14 protein-coding genes are annotated in these 17,788 nt (G+C 37.0%); 6 read left to right on the forward strand and 8 right to left on the reverse strand.

Annotation, left to right across the window (positions count from 1 at the left end; all coding sequences use genetic code 11):
* The first annotated feature begins 6 nt into the window (after positions 1 to 6).
* The gene (locus AC3QLY_RS15325) at positions 7 to 1,188 is read left to right on the forward strand and encodes a cation:dicarboxylate symporter family transporter (RefSeq protein WP_492990007.1); all 1,182 of its coding nucleotides are present in this window, start codon (positions 7 to 9) and stop codon (positions 1,186 to 1,188) included.
* Here the strand turns inward: AC3QLY_RS15325 and AC3QLY_RS15330 are convergent, their stop codons facing one another.
* Entirely contained in the window at positions 1,189 to 1,974 is a 786-nt protein-coding gene (locus AC3QLY_RS15330) for a S1/P1 nuclease (RefSeq protein ID WP_074417561.1), read from the reverse strand.
* Positions 1,975 to 2,201: 227 nt separating this feature from the next.
* Between AC3QLY_RS15330 and AC3QLY_RS15335 the strand changes: the two genes are divergently transcribed.
* Complete coding sequence (locus AC3QLY_RS15335; protein ID WP_074417562.1) at positions 2,202 to 2,924, forward strand: response regulator; 723 nt, start codon at positions 2,202 to 2,204, stop codon at positions 2,922 to 2,924.
* Between the two features lie 88 nt (positions 2,925 to 3,012).
* Here AC3QLY_RS15335 and AC3QLY_RS15340 read toward each other — a convergent pair whose 3' ends face one another.
* Entirely contained in the window at positions 3,013 to 5,493 is a 2,481-nt protein-coding gene (locus AC3QLY_RS15340) for a S9 family peptidase (RefSeq protein WP_492990010.1), read from the reverse strand.
* Between the two features lie 114 nt (positions 5,494 to 5,607).
* Between AC3QLY_RS15340 and kynU the strand changes: the two genes are divergently transcribed.
* Together kynU and AC3QLY_RS15350 are read left to right on the forward strand one after the other, a co-directional pair.
* Positions 5,608 to 6,873: a kynureninase gene (kynU, locus tag AC3QLY_RS15345; RefSeq protein WP_492990012.1), complete on the forward strand. Its 1,266-nt coding sequence runs from the start codon at positions 5,608 to 5,610 to the stop codon at positions 6,871 to 6,873.
* Position 6,874: 1 nt separating this feature from the next.
* Positions 6,875 to 7,486, forward strand: coding sequence for an SGNH/GDSL hydrolase family protein (locus AC3QLY_RS15350; RefSeq protein WP_218330636.1), 612 nt, complete (start codon positions 6,875 to 6,877; stop codon positions 7,484 to 7,486).
* On the opposite strand, the gene pyrF is transcribed toward AC3QLY_RS15350, so the two are convergent.
* Positions 7,478 to 8,323: an orotidine-5'-phosphate decarboxylase gene (gene pyrF, locus AC3QLY_RS15355; protein ID WP_492990014.1), complete on the reverse strand. Its 846-nt coding sequence runs from the start codon at positions 8,321 to 8,323 to the stop codon at positions 7,478 to 7,480. The two genes, AC3QLY_RS15350 and pyrF, sit on opposite strands and share 9 nt — an antisense overlap.
* 55 nt (positions 8,324 to 8,378) lie before the next feature.
* Positions 8,379 to 9,746, reverse strand: a complete 1,368-nt coding sequence (locus tag AC3QLY_RS15360) for an alpha-amylase family glycosyl hydrolase (protein WP_288071451.1) — start codon at positions 9,744 to 9,746, stop codon at positions 8,379 to 8,381.
* Positions 9,747 to 9,994: 248 nt separating this feature from the next.
* On the opposite strand from AC3QLY_RS15360, the gene AC3QLY_RS15365 reads away from it, so the two are divergent.
* Positions 9,995 to 11,086 carry a tryptophan 2,3-dioxygenase family protein gene (locus tag AC3QLY_RS15365; RefSeq protein ID WP_218330639.1) on the forward strand — a complete coding sequence of 364 codons (1,092 nt, stop codon included), beginning with the start codon at positions 9,995 to 9,997 and terminating at the stop codon, positions 11,084 to 11,086.
* A 6-nt stretch (positions 11,087 to 11,092) separates the two neighbouring features.
* Here the strand turns inward: AC3QLY_RS15365 and AC3QLY_RS15370 are convergent, their stop codons facing one another.
* Positions 11,093 to 13,663: a WD40/YVTN/BNR-like repeat-containing protein gene (locus AC3QLY_RS15370; RefSeq protein WP_074420701.1), complete on the reverse strand. Its 2,571-nt coding sequence runs from the start codon at positions 13,661 to 13,663 to the stop codon at positions 11,093 to 11,095.
* 97 nt (positions 13,664 to 13,760) lie between these two features.
* Between AC3QLY_RS15370 and AC3QLY_RS15375 the strand changes: the two genes are divergently transcribed.
* Positions 13,761 to 14,471, forward strand: a complete 711-nt coding sequence (locus AC3QLY_RS15375) for a hypothetical protein (protein ID WP_143439422.1) — start codon at positions 13,761 to 13,763, stop codon at positions 14,469 to 14,471.
* A gap of 554 nt (positions 14,472 to 15,025) precedes the next feature.
* Here AC3QLY_RS15375 and AC3QLY_RS15380 read toward each other — a convergent pair.
* The 3 genes from AC3QLY_RS15380 to AC3QLY_RS15390 all read right to left on the reverse strand — a co-directional run bounded on the left by AC3QLY_RS15380 (position 15,026) and on the right by AC3QLY_RS15390 (position 17,549).
* Positions 15,026 to 15,574, reverse strand: coding sequence for a cupin domain-containing protein (locus AC3QLY_RS15380; RefSeq protein WP_074419040.1), 549 nt, complete (start codon positions 15,572 to 15,574; stop codon positions 15,026 to 15,028).
* 296 nt (positions 15,575 to 15,870) lie between these two features.
* Positions 15,871 to 16,404, reverse strand: coding sequence for a hypothetical protein (locus AC3QLY_RS15385; protein WP_492990017.1), 534 nt, complete (start codon positions 16,402 to 16,404; stop codon positions 15,871 to 15,873).
* A gap of 578 nt (positions 16,405 to 16,982) precedes the next feature.
* The gene (locus tag AC3QLY_RS15390) at positions 16,983 to 17,549 is read right to left on the reverse strand and encodes a dihydrofolate reductase family protein (RefSeq protein WP_492990019.1); all 567 of its coding nucleotides are present in this window, start codon (positions 17,547 to 17,549) and stop codon (positions 16,983 to 16,985) included.
* Positions 17,550 to 17,788: the final 239 nt, after the last annotated feature.

A 17,788-nucleotide genomic window follows, 5' to 3' on the forward strand; every position in this document is an offset into this window, starting at 1 on the left:
GCTATTTTGAAAAAAATTCTCAGCCACTTAACTTTTTATGTTTTTATTGCAATTATTACTGCTATTGCATTGGGTGTTTTTTCCCCTGATACAGCCGTTTCCATGAAGTTTTTAGGCACTTATTTCGTTGATTTAATAAAAATTTTTATTGTTCCCATTATTTTCTTCACCATTGTATTGGGTATTTCGAGCATGGGCGATTTGAAAAAGGTGGGCCGAATTGGTATAAAATCCATTATTTATTTCGAGCTCATTACAACGCTTTCCTTGTTGATTGGAATGGGTGTAGCGTTAATACTTAAGCCTGGAAATATTAATAAACAGTTATTACCTGTGGCAGCAGCGGTAAAAGCAACTACTGCATCCGAATCATTTAACTGGCTCAGTTTTTTGCAATCCAATACCACCATTCAAGCTTTATTATTGGCCATCATTGCAGGGATTATTATTAACAAACATAAACACAGAATCAACATTATTCATCAACTAGGCAAATTATCACATTATGTTTTTATTGCACTAAAATATGTGATGTATCTGGCGCCGGTAGGCGCTTTTGGAGGAATGGCTTTTACCGTAGGTAAATTTGGATTGGCTACGCTGCTGCCACTTGCCAAATTAGTGGCTTGTGTTTATGGAGCATCTGCCTTGTTTGTTTTTATGGTATTGGGCAGCATTTTAAAATATTACAATTTAAGTATCTGGAAATATTTGGTGGCTATAAAAGAAGAGCTTTTATTGGTGTTGGGAACCTCTTCATCAGAAGCTGCCTTGCCTACTTTAATGTCGAAACTAGAAAAGATGGGCTGCAGTAAAACGGTAGTAGGTTTGGTAATACCTACCGGTTATTCATTCAATTTGGATGGTACTTCCATCTATTTATCAATGGCAGTCATTTTTATAGCACAATTGTATCAGGTACATTTAAGTTTTGAGCATTTACTGATGTTAATACTGATACTAATGCTTACCTCAAAAGGAGCTGCGGGTGTCACCGGCAGCGGCTTTATTGTATTAACCACTACCCTTACTGCCATACACACCATACCTGTAGAAGGTTTGGCATTTTTATTAGGAGTAGATAAATTTATGAGTGAAGCAAGAGCCATCACCAATTTAATTGGTAATGGCGTTGCTACCATTGTTATTGCAAAAAGCGAAAAGGAGTATGTGAATCCTGCTACCTGATTATCCAAAAATCTGATTCATTAAACCGGCCAAATGCACACCGCCTTTTAATAATTGCTCATTAGCAGTTTGAATATGGTCGTACACATATCGGTAACTTAATTTTTGATCGGGTGCTTTTACTTCAGCATATAGTTTTTGTGCTATTACATAAGAGTCATAAATCCATTGACTAACGGGTTGCTGCATCCAGGCCTGGCGTTGCGCTTTGTTGGTATAATTGATGGCATTGGTATATTCCGTATAGCTTAACTGCTCACTGCTGATTAATTTATCATCCCAAACCGAATGTAAATTGGTAGGCTGGCCAAACCAAAACACTTTAATTTTATTTCCGCCGGCATCTTCTTCCCGGCTAACGTGCATGGGCTGATGTACATCCCCAACGATATGAATCAATAAACGTACATACATTTTTTTGACATCCTTCGATAAGTCTTTGCGTTTTAATTCATTGGCTAAAAAATTAATTTTGGTATATGCATCTGCAATGGTATCCTGCGCCAGATAAGCATTCAATTCCTCCTGCGTTAAATTATCGGCTACATTTATGTAATGCCATGGAGAGATATAATCGTATTCATGATCAGATCTTACAAAATCGGCCCATGTACTGGCTAAAGCCATGGTTTCATTGCCTAAAATATCTTTAATGGCTGCAGCAGCTTTTGGAGTTAAATAACTTTCAGCTATCTGGCCAACTACCCGATGGCCTAACATGCCCCATGCCATTGATGTTAAAGGCACATAAAACAGTATTGCAATAAAAAATAGTTTTCTTCTCATAATCTCATTTTTAAACGAAAATAAAAGATGCTGTTTAAAAAAATGGATTAATAAATTAAGAACGGTTAAATGGGTGAAAATATCTGTTAAAAAGGATTTTTGGAAAATTGCTGCAAAAAAATGTAATTTGCTGCTTGAAATTGTCCCCAACAAATCAAAAAAGAAGATAAAGCATGAAGTTTAGTGGATGGCAGAATTATGCTAATTATTAACCAATACTTACGTGCATGTACAGATTTGTTATGGTAGATGACCACTACCGAACCCATTGGCGCTTTAGAGATTTTTTTATAGAGCGTACCGACTTTGTGATGGAGAAGGCTTGCTACTCCGTTTATGAATTTTTAGTGTATATCAAAGACCTGGAAATTGCAAAGAAGCCCCTGCCTGACTTATTGGTAATTGATATTAATATGCCCGGAGCAGATGGAGCATCGCTTGCCCATTACATGAAGATTTTTTATCCCAATATTAAGATTTTAATACTCACCGTTCATGATACGGAAGAAAACCTATTTAATGCCACACTTTGTCTGGCAGAAGGGTTTATCATGAAGCCCTTCTTTGAAGACCTGATTATTGATGCTTTTCAAAGAATTATGAATGGTGAGGAGTTTTATCTGGATCCCAGAACCTCATTGCCTTATCCTACCATCATTGAAGATTCGTTAGCTTATCGGGAAGTAAAAATCAGAAATGTTAATCCATATAATTATACGGAATTAGAACGCAAGTATCTTATTTTTCATGTAATGGGTCTTACTGTTCCGCGTATGGCTTATTTGCTGGATATTACAGAAGATGAAGTGCGTAATTTGCATGAATTAATGGTAAAAAAAACCGGCATTCAAAATGTTCCAAAAATTAAAGAAGACAGTAATCTGCGTTATTTTTCCATTAAACATAACTTAGCCCGAATGGCCGATTACAGAGCTTTTCTAGCAAGCTAACTTTACAAATAAAAATAGTCTTATAAAAAAGGCCGCCCCATTTTGGAGGCAGCTTTTTTATTGTCTGAAACTTGTGTGCTGTTCATTTTTACTTACTCATGGGAATATCATTATCCATTTCAGTAATATCTACATTCCGCTCAGTATGATCGCCCATTAAGTATTGTGAAAAATAATCGGCCATGCGCCACCAGAAATACTCAGTCATATCACCATAACCATGTCGTTGGCCGGGCAGCATGATCAAATCGAATCGTTTATTGGCTTTTATGAGTGCATTCGCCAAACGAATGGTGTTGGCAGGATGCACATTGTTATCAATATCGCCAGTAGAAAGCATTAGATGACCTTTTAAATGGCTGGCAATGGTTGGATTTTTATCGATACTATACACAAAACTGGTATCGCCTCCTTTAATTACCTCTTTTACACCATGATGCTTCTCACTCCACCAACGGTTATAAATACTGTTATCATGATTACCCGATGATGCAACGGCTACTTTAAAAAAGTCAGGATATACCAACATGGCAGCTGCACTCATAAATCCACCCCCACTATGCCCATGAATACCCACACGATTGATATCCATGAAACTATATTTATTACATAACTGCTCTGCAGCAGTTTTTTTATCGGCCAAACCATAATCACGTAAATTACCATATCCATACGTATGGTACCATTTGCTGTACGAAGGGTTGCCACCTCTGTTTCCAACTGTTACTACTACAAAACCCAATTGTGCCAACCGATCGGTTCTGTTCATATTGGTAGAAAATGCTGTATTTACTGCCTCCGTTTGCGGGCCTGGATATACATATTCTATTACGGGATATTTTTTGGTGGAATCAAAATCAAAAGGTTTATACAATACACCATATAAATCGGTTATACCATCATCGGCCTTTACACTAAATGGTTCGGGAAAATGATAACCAGTAGCCATTAAAGCAGATAAATCTGCCGTTTCCAAATTCATAACTGCTTTACCTTCACTGTTGTATAAAACTGAGGCAGGCACAGTATTTACCCTGCTGAAATTGTCTACGAAATAACGGTTATCATCATTCATCTCCACCACATGATCAAAATTCCCCGGATTAAGTAAGGTTAATCCTGTACCGTCAAAATGAATACTATAGGCATGCAGGTAATAGGGATTTTCATTTTTCTCTCTGGCATTGGCAGTAAAATACAATATTCTTTTATTTGCGTCAATGCCTAATATATCCTCGCAATGATAAGGGCCTGATGTGATTTGGTTTTTGAATTTTCCGTTGCCATCATACAAATAAAAATGACCCCATCCATCTCTTTCACTCCATTCAATAAGTTCTTTGCCATCATTTACCAGTCCTAACCTCCTTACCTCTACATAAGTATTAAAACGCTCTTCAATTAATGTTTGAATAGTATCGGGCATTACCCAGGCTTTGCAAATATCAATTCTTTTTAAATCGCGGCTGGTACGAGTAAAATAAAAGGCCTGATTATTACCTAACCAAATGCTGGGGCGGGTATCATCATCCCGATTATTCTTTTTATCCGGTGCTGCCCATATGCTAATGTCCTGATCTTTAAAAGCATTTACTTGTAATTCTTTGCCTTCCTGTTTTTGCATGTCAAAAAGATACAAATGATCTACCGGTGATTGTTTTTCACCGGGCATCCAATATTTATACGTTTCTAAAGTAGGCCGGGGTTGTGCCATGCTGTTAATGACCCATAAATCCTGTACATTCCGATTATCTACCCTGGTTAAAGAAAAATAACGGCTATTGGGCGACCAATAAGCCCAAACAGCTTTGCGTTTCTTTTTATTTTTTTCCTTATCTACATTCGATTCACCGGTTCCTGATAAATTAGAGGCGTTGTAATAACTAAAATTTTCAATTCCATCTTTTGTTAAAGCATGTTCTACAATGGTAGAATCGTCTTCATTTTTCAAAGCTTTTTCATAATTCAGCTTATCCATCCAATACAAATTATTCTCTCTTCCAAATAAAACAATGGAACTATCGGGCGAAATATTTGCCCAGGCGGGTTTGCGAAGCGGGCGCTTAAAATCTTTCAGTTCCACCAACTCATTGGTATTGATGTTGTATTCAAAATAAAATACTTTTTTCTTTGGTGGGGTTGCTTCATTTTTATTTTTGGAAGTATCGGTTTGCACTTCGTCTAATGAGCTTTTAATTTGAAATTGAATCCAGTTTTCGTCTTTAACAAATTTCAAACTATCAATCGGCAAATGCTGTGCATCAAAAGGGTCTTTTACAATTAGTGTAATGGCAGCAGCCAGCTTATCATTATCAAACAATAACTTTTTTTCATTTTTCGACGGATCTATCAAGAACCACTTTTTACCTGCTGTGGTTTCATACATATACCAAAAACGATTCGATTTTTTGAGCCAGTGCGGATCAACAGATGTACTAAAAACCATTTTCTTTAATCTATTGGGCGAATATTTTGCGGCCATTTCATAATTGGCTTTTGTAACCAATTGTTGGGCATACAATATGGATGTACACACCAATAACACCATCAATAAAAATAATTTTCTCATAGCATTTTTTTGGAAGATTAAAAATAGCCAATTAACCAATACGCAAAAAACCGCTTATCCATAAACAGCCGAAAAATATTTGAAGCAAATAGAGTTAATTTGTACAAACAGAAAATGATGACAGCCTACAGTACAGATTTTGCATTTGCTAAAAATGCCGATGAAAATGATCCTTTAAAAATATATCGTAATGCGTTTTATTTCCCAACCATTCATAATAAAGCGGCCATTTACTTTTGTGGCAACTCATTAGGATTACAACCCAAAAAGGCTGCAACCATCATAGAAACGGAATTGGCTTCCTGGCGTAGCCACGCCATTGAAGGCTTTTTTACCGGCACCCATCCCTGGTTGTATTATCAGGAATACTTAAAACCGGCACTGGCAAAAATTATGGGATGCTTGCCACATGAAGTAACGGTGATGAATACCTTAACGGTGAATTTGCACTTACTGCTGCTCAGTTTTTATAAACCTGATACAAAAAAATTTAAAATTATTATGGAAGCCGGTGCTTTTCCTTCCGACCAATATGCGGTTGAAACACTGGTTAAACATTTTGGTTTAGATCCTGCTACTACTATTATTGAAATTGAACCGAAACCGGGTAATAAAACTTTACAAACCAAAGATATTATTGACACTATTGAAAAAAATGCTGGCCAATTAGCCTTGGTTTTAATAGGTGGCATTCAATATTATACCGGTCAATTGTTTGATATAAAAGCTATTACAGCTATTACACACAAAGCAGGTGCCGTTGCAGCTTTTGATTTGGCACATGTTGCCGGTAATGTACCGGTTCAGTTACACGAATGGAATGTAGATTTTGCCGTATGGTGCAGTTATAAATATTTGAATGGCGGGCCGGGAGCAATTGGAGGTATATATATTCATGAACAATATGCCACCGATATTAACTTTCCGCGTTTAGGTGGATGGTGGGGAAATGATGAACAAGAACGATTTAAAATGGAAAAAGGTTTTAAACCAAAAAACAATGCCAGCGGTTGGAACATAAGCACTACACAAGTGATGAATACTGCCGCACTAATGGCATCGCTCGAAATTTTTGAAGCAGCAGGCATGGATGCAATTCGCAGGAAAAGCATAGCATTAACCGGTTATCTGGATTTTCTATTAAAGCAATTACCCGGTATTGGGTTTGAAATGATTACACCCGCAGCACCTGAAGAACGGGGTGCACAATTATCGCTTTATTTTAAAGAAAATGGCAAAACCATACACAGCAAAATGTTGGAAAAAGGAATAATAGTAGATTTCAGAGAACCGGGGGTAATTCGTATAGCTCCGGCACCATTGTATTGCAGTTTTCAAGATATATTTGCATTTTATGAAATATTAAAAAATGAATTTTAATATGAAACCGATTCATCAGTTACTTTGCCTCGGCGATTCCTACACCATTGGTGAAGGTGCACCATTGTATGATAGTTTTCCTTATCAACTGATGCAGCTGCTTCGCCAAATGCAGATTCATTGCAATGCGCCCGAAATAATTGCCCAAACCGGTTGGACCAGTTTTGAGCTGGCAGAATATTTAATTCATCACCCGTTCAGCACAAATTATGATTTTGTAACATTATTAATTGGTGTTAATAACCAATACAGAAATTACGATATTATTGAATTTGAAAATGATTATCAATTCCTGTTACAAAAAGCCATACATTATACAGGGAACCAACCTGGCAAAGTAATGGGCATTGCAATTCCCGATTGGGGTTATTCGCCTTTTGCAGCGCGTAAACATGCAACAAACATTGAAAAAATTCACAAAGAAATTGATACATTGAATGTTATTTGTGAAGCACATTGCAACAAAGCAGGTGTACATTTTATCAATATCGCCAACTTAACAAAGTATATTGTTGAAGAAGGATATTTTACGGATGATGGGTTACACTACACCGCTACAATGTATCGGCAATGGGCACAAATGATTGCAGCACTGATAAAAAAATTACAGTAATTTTTGAGAAAGTATCTGTTGCATAATCAATTGGTATTTTGCAGCTGCAGCAGCTGCAGTTATTTGAAAATTTTCAGTATCATCTGCATAAATAATGCTTCTACTGGCATTTACTAAAAGTCCAATATTTTTATTCCATCCAAAATCAGCCACTTCATTTAAATTGCCGCCCTGTGCACCAACCCCCGGCACCAGAAAAAAGTGTTCCGGAACAATTGAACGAATTTGTTTCATTTCCACAGTTTTGGTTGCACCTACCACAAACATTAATTGCTCAGTTGTTCCCCAGTTTGCTACTTTTTCTATAACTTTTTCGTACAGTTTTTTTTGTGAATAAGCACCGGAATTACCGCCTGTTTCCTGAACGATTAACTGTTCAAAATCTTCACTGCCTTTGTTTGAAGTTAAGCCCAATACAATGGTGACTTTCTGGTTATACTCTAAAAACGGACGAATACTATCTTCACCCATGTATGGCGCTACTGTTACAGCATCGAAAGGATATACTTCAAAAAACGTGCGGGCATATTGTGCAGCGGTATTGCCAATATCGCCGCGCTTTGCATCAGCAATAGAAAAATGCGTAGCTGGGATATAATGCAAGGTTGCCTCCATTATATCCCAGCCCTTTGCACCCATTGCTTCATAAAATGCAGTATTGATTTTATAACTCACACAATAATCTTTCGTTGCATCTATAATAGCCTTATTAAATTGAAGCACAGCATTGGGCTGCTGCTGTAAATGTTTGGGCAGTCGCTTTAACTCTGTATCTAAACCAACACATAAAAAGCTGTTTTTATTAATGATGTGTTGTGTTAAATTTTTTAACTGCATGATGAAATTATTATTATATAGAATGTATTTTTTTGTTAATGCAATGAAATATATTTTAATATACAAATACCTTATAACCCCAGGCATTTAATGGCAATGACATGCCTTTTGTTACACTTACCTTTTCATTCGTAAATAATTCAGTAGTATTACCTATAATTTGTGGATGATTCAATGTAACGGTAATGGGCTTGCTACTCCAGTTCAAAACAACTAAAACTTTTTTATTGTTCATGGTTCGTAAATAAGCAAATACTTTATCATCGGCATTGGTATGAATTTGCATAAATGTTGCATTTGCAGCCAAAGCTTCATTTTCACTTCTTAAATGCAATAACTTAGCATAAAAGGGTGCCCGTTCGTATTTATTAAATACCATAGTATCTTTATCAAAAAAGCGAATAGCCCTTAATACAGGTTCTTCCTGGCCGCTGTAAATGAGGGGAACACTTCTCACAATTGTTTGCGTAAATACTGCAAAAGGGGCATGACTGGCGCCGGGCATGGTTGAGAAATCGGCTCCATTCCAGCTATTCTCATCATGATTACTGGTAAAATACATGCGCAAGGCATTTTTGGGAAACAAACTATCTGTTCTATGCAAGGCACTATCTATTGCATAAGCCGGCTTTTTACCTTTTGCAATTTCTTTCATGATATTAAAATCATTCCAGGTATAAGTGGCATCAAAACCATCTTCATTTAAAGCAGGCTTATCGCCTTCGGCCAACATAAAAATATTTTTATCTTTTCGTAATGTAGCAATGCATTTTTTCCAGAAATCATCTGGAACATCACTGGCCACATCACAACGATAACCATCTATTCCGGTAGAATCAATCCAATATTTCATTTGCGCAATCATTGTATCGCGTAATTCATTATTGGCATAGTTTAATTTACGCGTATCGGCCCAATCTGCTGCCATTGCAGGTTTGCCTGTACTGTCTTTCACATAAAAATCAGGATGTTTGGTTAACCAATAATGATCGGCTCCTGTATGATTGGGTACCCAGTCTAATAGTACTTTAAAACCTTTTTCATGGCATAATGCAACCAACTGCTTCCAATCTGCCATTGTACCAAATTCAGGATTTACATCCATATAAGTACTTACTGCATAATAACTTCCTAAGCTGCCTTTACGATCTGTTTTGCTGATGGGATTAATGGGCATAAACCATAAAGTTTGTACACCCATTGCTTTCAGTCGGTCTAAATTGGGCTCAAAAGCTTTAAAAGTTCCGGCAGCAGTGTACTGACGGATATTTACTTCATAAATATTGCCCTGCATAATCCAGGCAGGATGGCCATCAATCATTGCAGTATCACTTTTAGCTACTGCTGATTGCTGATGGGATGACTGGTTACAGGCGGTTAAAAAAACAATGGCGGTTAAAAAGCTCAGGAATGATTTCATCATTTTAAAATTTAATTTTTTAATCCCGCATACTGATGCACACCAAACAAAAATAAAGTTCTTGGCTGAAGTATGCTTTGGAATTGATGTGTAAAATAAACACATTTAAGCAAGTTTAAAAAATATACCAGAAATATACCAGCAAAATGGCATAATGGATTGCAGACAAAACAAAGAGAAAATTAAAAAAACAAAGGAATCTGAATCAGAAGTTTTTTATTTGTACTATTTACCACATTAACGATTGCGTTATGGCAACAAATCAACCTTATTATCATAACTATTTGCAATTAGATAAAATTTTATCCAGCCAGCAGCCCACTAGTTTTGAAAAAGGAAATGAGCCGGCACATGATGAAATGTTATTCATTATTATTCATCAGGCATATGAGCTTTGGTTTAAACAAATTTTATTTGAGATAGATAGTATTACTGCCATTTTCAGAAAAGAAACCATAAATGATAATACGGAAGATGCGGGTATTATTTTGCAGCGCATTAAAAGAATCAACACCATCTTGAATTTATTAAACCAACAGGTACGCATTTTGGATACGATGACACCACTGGATTTCCTGTCGTTTCGGAATTTACTTGTTCCGGCATCCGGCTTTCAGAGTTTACAATTTAGAATGATTGAAGTCAAATTGGGTTTAAAAATGCAACAACGACACCGATCTGATTATTACAAAAGAACCAACAATGGCGGCTTTACGATGACAGATTATTCAATCATTAATGAGGCAGAAGCTACACCATCATTAGCTGAATTATTGAACAAATGGTTAGAGCGTATGCCTTATTTAAAACCGGATTTATGGAAAACTTACCGGCCCATTTCATTAACTCCATCTTCTATTACAGAACACCCTTTCTGGAATGATTACAGACATTTATATGTTACAAGCTTAAACATACATGAAAAAAATAAATCAACAGATTTTGATTTTGTTTTATTCAATCAAAACAATGGTAATCTTACAGAAGAAGAATGTAAAGCACTCAGGCACCAGTTTACCGCATCTGCACTGCAATCGGCCTTATTCATGATTCTATACAGAAATTATCCTTTGTTCCAAACTTCATTCCAAATTATTGATGCATTGATTGAAACAGACCATTTATTAAGCACCTGGCGCCATCAACATTTAACAATGGTGCGCAGAATGATTGGCATGCGCGTTGGTACCGGCAATACCAGCGGAGCCGGCTATTTAGAAGGCGCTGCACAACAACATTTTATTTTTAAAGATTTAGCCGGCCTGTCTACCTTTCTGATTGAAAGAAAAAAACTACCGGCCTTACCTGAAGCTGTTTTACAGCATATTACTTATACATTGTAGTATACATTATTTTTTAAGTTTTGTTTGTACTTCATTAAGTGGAGCAATATAAATGCTGCGCCCATGTGTTCCTAATATAATTTCGTTGGCAATAGGTTGGATGGCAATATCGTGTATCGGAATACTAAAAGGCAAACCATTATCCCATCCCATAAACGTAATACCATTGTCGGCACTTACATACAATCCGCCATCAGTACCCACGTAAATTACATTTTTGAGTTTGTTGTCTTCTTTTATAACATTGATTGATTCATATGGCAAATCAGCACCAATTGACTTCCAGGTTTTGCCATAATCATCGCTTACAAATAAATAGGGCTTAAAATCATCATTCCGATAACCATTTAAACTTACATACACCCTGCTTTCTTTAAAAGCACTGGCAGTTACCCTGCTAACATATAAGCCTTTAGGTAAACCATCCTGAATAGATTGCCAGGTATAGCCATCATCAAAACTAACATGTAATGAACCATCATCGGCACCGGCATACAACAAACCAAACCTCAAAGGACTTTCACTAATGGTAGTTAATGTGCCAAATGGCACATTGCCCTGTGGTGGATTGGTTGTTAAGTCATTACTTAATGTTTCCAAATCTTCGCCCCGGTGCAATGAACGTTGAAATTTATTACTGCCATAGTATAAAATATCCTGATTATGTCTGCTTAATAAAATAGGTGTTTGCCAGTTAAAACGCAATGGCGCTTCTCCTAAATCGCCACGCGGATGGATATAAATAGTTGAATCCTCTTTTGCATTAGCAGCAGTAACCAACTTTATTGAACTTTCCGATTCTCCCGGAACTGCATCTGCGTCCGGCTCATCAACAGATGCACGCCTGTTTTTATTGCTACGCATATAATTTCCAAACTGAAATCCGGAATAAACCGTTGTATTATCGCTCCAATCAACCTGCACCTGCATACCATCGCCACCGTTAATTGGTTTAAACGCATAGGAACCACTCGCCATCCATCCGGGATTCTCTTTATGGTTTGAAGGGCCGAACCAACTGCCGTTATCCTGTAATCCACCATAAACATTGTAAGGGGTAGCCATATCATAAGTAACGGAGTAAAACTGACCAACGGATGGGGTATTCGCCTTAAACCAATGCGCACCATCATCATAAGTAATATTGCAACCTCCATCATTACCAATAATCATGTGTTGATCATCAGCAGGATTTATCCAGGCTATGTGATGATCGGCATGGGTTAATACATTATTAATTGGTTTAAATGTTTTACCACCATCCTCACTTAATTCAACATCAAAACCGGTAATCACCAATTTATCATCATTGGCAGCACTGGCAAATATTTTACCAAAGTAATAGCCATAGGTATTGTATAATTTCAATTGTTTATCATTCATTTTTTTCCAGGTTTTACCTGCATCCTCACTCCTGTATACTTCGCAACCAATAATGGGTGTTGTGAATAAAGCAGTATTTGCATCCATTAAATAATCCCAAATACAGGTGGGCTTTAATTCATTTGCTTTAACTTTTTCTTTAATAATTTCTGCGGTGTATTTTTCAGGAATCCCATTTCTACGCAGTCGTAAAAAAGTATTTAATTTTTTATTATCTAAAGCAAGGAATGCTTCTTTCGATAAATCTTTAAAATCAGTGAGGGTGTATTTTGATGTATCGGTCATTTTTTTTGCAGTATCGGGCAAATGAAAATTATTATCTACCACAGCATACACCCAATTGGAATGTTGATGAGCAGTTGCTAACCCAATTCTGCCAACGCCTTTGCCAACCGGGAAACCTGCACCTTCATTCGTTATCAACTTCCAGGAATTACCGCCATCCGTACTTTTATAAATACCGCTACTCGCTCCACTTTCTTCAAAGTTAGCAGCAGTGCGGGTTCTGTACCATGCCGCCGCATACAATACCGATGGATTTTTTGATTGAATATCCAGATCTACTACTCCTGTATTTTCATTCACAAACAAAGTTTGTTTCCAGGTTTTACCACCATCTGTTGTTTTGTATACACCCCGCTCTATATTGGGAGAATACAAGTGGCCCAGTACAGCAACCCATGCAATATTTTTATTGGTGGGATGTAGTACAATTTTTCCAATATGATGACTTTCAGGTAATCCCATGTACTGCCATGTTTTACCACGATTGTTTGATTTATATACACCCAATCCTGCATATGATGAGCGACTGCTATTTACCTCGCCTGTACCTACCCAAATGGTACCGGATGTCCAGTCAACCGCTATGGCCCCTATTGTAATCACTTGCATACTATCAAAAACTGGGGTAAAGCTCTGTCCGTTATTTTGGGTATACCATAATCCTCCGGTTGCATAGGCCACATAAAACTGAGTAGGGTTTTTAGGGTTTACGGCTAGGTCAACAACGCGACCACTCATAATGCTGGGACCTACATTTCTAAATGGAATTTGATTAATAACTGATTGAGCTATCAAGGCCGATTTTTTCTCCAATCCCTTCAATCTTTGATCAGCTGAAGTTGGAGGCACTTGTGCAAACAGGCTTATGGCAATACACAAGCATACAGTGGTAAAAGTTAGTTTTAGCATAATTTTCTCATTTAGCATTTCATAAACGAATGCGGAACTATACCGTAAACCTTAATTGCGGAATAAAAAGTACATTCGTAAATCTAATATACAATTTATGCGTTGGTTAATCATACCGCTTATAACTATTTTTCATTCCGGTGTTTTTGCACAATGCAAAACTTTTATGATTTCTGATCGTGGAGATACCCTGAATTGTATAGATATGAACAATAAAAAACAGGGTAAATGGCTCATTCATTTAGATGAATTAAGGGGTGAACCCGGTTATGAAGAAGAAGGAGAATACAAAGACAATTTGAAAGAAGGCAGATGGAGAAGGTACAGTTTGATGGGTGATTTAATTGCCGTTGAAAATTATCGCTGGGGAAATAAAGACGGCCAGCAGGAATATTTTTACAACGGTTCACTTGAACATGTGGAAAGTTGGAAAGCAATAGACCCACAAAAAAAATATGATACCATTTATGTTCCCGATTTGTATGATGAATATAAAGTTGACAAAAAAATCATTAAAATTAATGCATATGCGGTGAAAGACGGGGTTTGGAAATATTATTTACCGGGATCTTCTTCTTTAATAAGAACAGAAACCTACAGTTATGATGCCATCGTAAAGCCAAAGCCCGTTGGTGTGCATCAAAAAGACACTTCAGCAAACACAATCAATAAAAATACATTATTGCAGGATAGTTTACCAAAAGAAAAAGTAAACACCGGTAATAAACCAAAAGAAATTTTACAATTCGAAAAAAAGAACCAGCATCGAAAAAAAGTGAAAGTACGGGATGGAACAACAGGTAATTAAATACTACCTTTTATTATTTTGCAAGGGTTGGCATGCAATTTTTTTCAGTTGACTTTGATTGTTTTGAGGGGATTTTTTTTTATAAATATTGATGGTGTGTGAACAGATAAATTTTAAGTTTTATTTCACCTGTACGCATACAAATAGCTATTTGGAATAAATGAAGATTGGGGTTAGTAGCTGCAAGCTACAAAAAAGTACGCGTAGGCTCAGTCATACGAAGATTGAAAATATTTAGGTTGCTGCTGTGCTGGTATTTTATAATGTCCTGCCCGGAGCCGCCACCGATTGAAAAACTGCTGATGAAGATAACAACAAAAGCTGATAGAATCCCGTCGGCTGGATATGGGCTGATAGCGATATGAAGCTGAGAATATATTCGTCTGCCAGCATAGCAGCAAACTTCCTGTTATGTGTTCGCCCTTCGTCTTGGTAACTCGAATTGAAAGTTTGTGTCCACCGTGGGATTGCTTACAACGGTTCGCAAATTGCCGAAGGTGGCGTTTAGTTTCACGTCATTGTCCCCGATTGAAAAACTTACCCGTCTATTGGCTCTAATACTCACTATATTTTTTGTAATATTTTTTGAACCCAAACAAACGAGCTACGCCACCTAATACGAAACTCATTATTTTTTGGGCAGGAATTGGTGGTCCTGAAATATAAATTTCGTATGTGTTGCTCATAGCCATTACCTGCAGGAACTTTGGAGAACCGTCCGCTTTAGTTTTGCCATCGTTAGCCAGTCCAAAAAACTGCTCAAAAAATATTTCTGTTTTCAGTGCCGGTTCAAATTTTATTTTCATTTTTACAGTCGTGTCGGGCGAATTGTTCCACCATTGGTGTGGTTGCCCTTTAGGAACAACTATTTTGTCTGACGCGCTTAAATGCTTGGTTTCTCCATTCAATTCAAGTCGAAGAGAGCCTGATAGTATTTCAAAATGCTCATTTTGCGAAGGGTGAATATGCCTCACGGGAACATAGCCTTTTGGCGCAACATCAAACTCAAATAAAATGTATTTACCATTGGTGTCGGCACTTGTTTCAACCCAGGTAATTTTTTCACCAGTAATTTTGTTTGTGATTGTTTTTCCTTTTTTCATATTGATGTGTTGTTATTTCTGTTTGGTAACGTTAAGCGATTGTTTGTTCGTTATATTTTTCTTAAAAGTTCGTGTGGGGCTGTCCCACGAAAAGGTTGTCAACCTGAACGCTGTCCGAGAATAAATGTCTGTCCATCCACAATTTTATAAACACAATGCCGTGGGCCGCCCTACTTCTGTTCCGCGAAAGTTCCTTTAAAAAGTAATATGCTTTGCAATAGTTTCCAGAAAGAAAAAATAAAATGCCGCAAACGCCTTCACACGACTTTTTAAAAGCGAAAACGATGTTACAAAAATCATTTTCCGCCTTTTATCCTTTTGCCATTATACCAAGTTGAGCCATTCCATACAATGATAGCAACACCCTCATCGTTCGATTTACCAATTTTCCAATTCTTTCCTTCCTGGGCCTTCATCAATTCAATCGGATAATCGCTATCACCGGTTATTCTCCAACTCCCTTTAATAATCTTACCATCCCAACTGCTGTTCCAGGTGTAGCTACCGTTTCCATCAATTCTTATACTTCCCGGAAGTACTCCGGTACCTGCTGAAGTTCGGAGTACCTCAGTTTTGTTTGTATAATCTGGCACAGTGTAGGAAGTACCGGGAACCCAATAATTATATAAACCAAAGAAATAACTCACTTCCTGCTTTCCATCTCGTGCTACCTGCCCCTGCTTTTTACCTGTTGGTTTTATTTCCTGTCCTTTATAAACCTCTATTTCTTTCGCCTTATAGGGTTTTGTTTCCTGGGCATTAGCGCTAATTGAAGAAAAGATTGTGTATGCCAATGATAGTACAACTGATGTTTTATTTAGTGTCGACATAAGTGAATTTTATTTTGACTTGTCCTAAAAAAAGTTTACACATTTTGGTTAATAATACTACTACAAGTTTACATAAAATATGTGTTAATACCTATGAGCTTACTGATAAAACCAAGAAGTTTAATAGCTGCATCAGGTGGATTTTTGGCAATGATCTCGTTACGGTAATTGTTCATGAGCACACTCATATACAGTATGGACTTCAGGTTCATTTTAAAATCTTTTGTTCTGTTGTCCGTAAGCTTGTCAAGCACTTTGCAAACGTCTTCAAAATAATTTTCCATTCTAAGAGCAGGCTGGTGCGTGTTGTAAACCGTCACAATTTTCTCAGTCGGGTTCCTGAAGGCATGAGTCAGTACGATTGCTTGCCGCTAACGAACAGGTATTGTCGAAGTGCAGGAAATAGAAGAATTCCGTCCGCCCCGGTTAACTGCAGCTGAATAAAGATAAAAAAGTTGTTGATAAGAACTAAGACTAAATTACTAACGTCAAGCTGATATGAAGCTAAATTGAAAAATAACAGTTGAAACAGGGCTTCCGTCAGCCTGCACTGGCGTTTTTATTGACAGTCAATTGATTTACAATTTTCCATAATGAAGTGCAATTACACCACTCGCAAAAGTTTTAGACTCTATGAATTTCAATTTAGTAGTCCCAGTTATATCTTTAAATAGCGGCATGCCTTTTCCTAATATTATTGGATTAACAAAAAGCCAAAACTCGTCAATTAATCCTTCATTTAATAACGATTGTGAAGCACTAGGACTTCCAAATATTAAAATATTTTTCCCCTCCTGTTGCTTTAATTTATTGATGTTGTCCGAGAGTTGGTCGCCAATAACTTTGGTATTGTGAAGTCCAGTTTCATAAATAGTTTTAGATAATACAACTTTTGAAACTTTATTATACCAATTTGAATGCTCTATGTCATGTTTTGTTGCGTTTAGTTGTTCGCCTGCTTTTGGCCAATAGCTTTGCATCATTTCATAAGTCACCCGGCCATAGAGTGCTGTGTCTGCTTGTGCTGTCATTGTTGCAACAAAATCAAACATTGTGTCATCTAAATTTATCCAATCCATTTCTCCGTTAAGTCCTGCTACAAAACCGTCAAGTGAAGTGTGCATAAAGAAAATTAAGTTTCTCATTAAATACATTTATTAATTAATAATTTTTTGTCTGTCAAAGCTTTTATAGTGTTGAACTACGCTTGCAGGCAACGTCAACACATTGGCGATGACATGGAATTCAATGTACCTTTCGCCGGAACAGAAGCCGAATAAAGAACTAAAGTACAGAATAAGAACCAAAGTTCAACAGAGAGTTTTCAGCCGGAACAGAAGCCGGATAGCGAACAAAAAGCTGACGAAATGCACGTCAGCCCTGC

This window comes from Hydrotalea sp. GW822-HT8A01 (assembly GCF_058798575.1).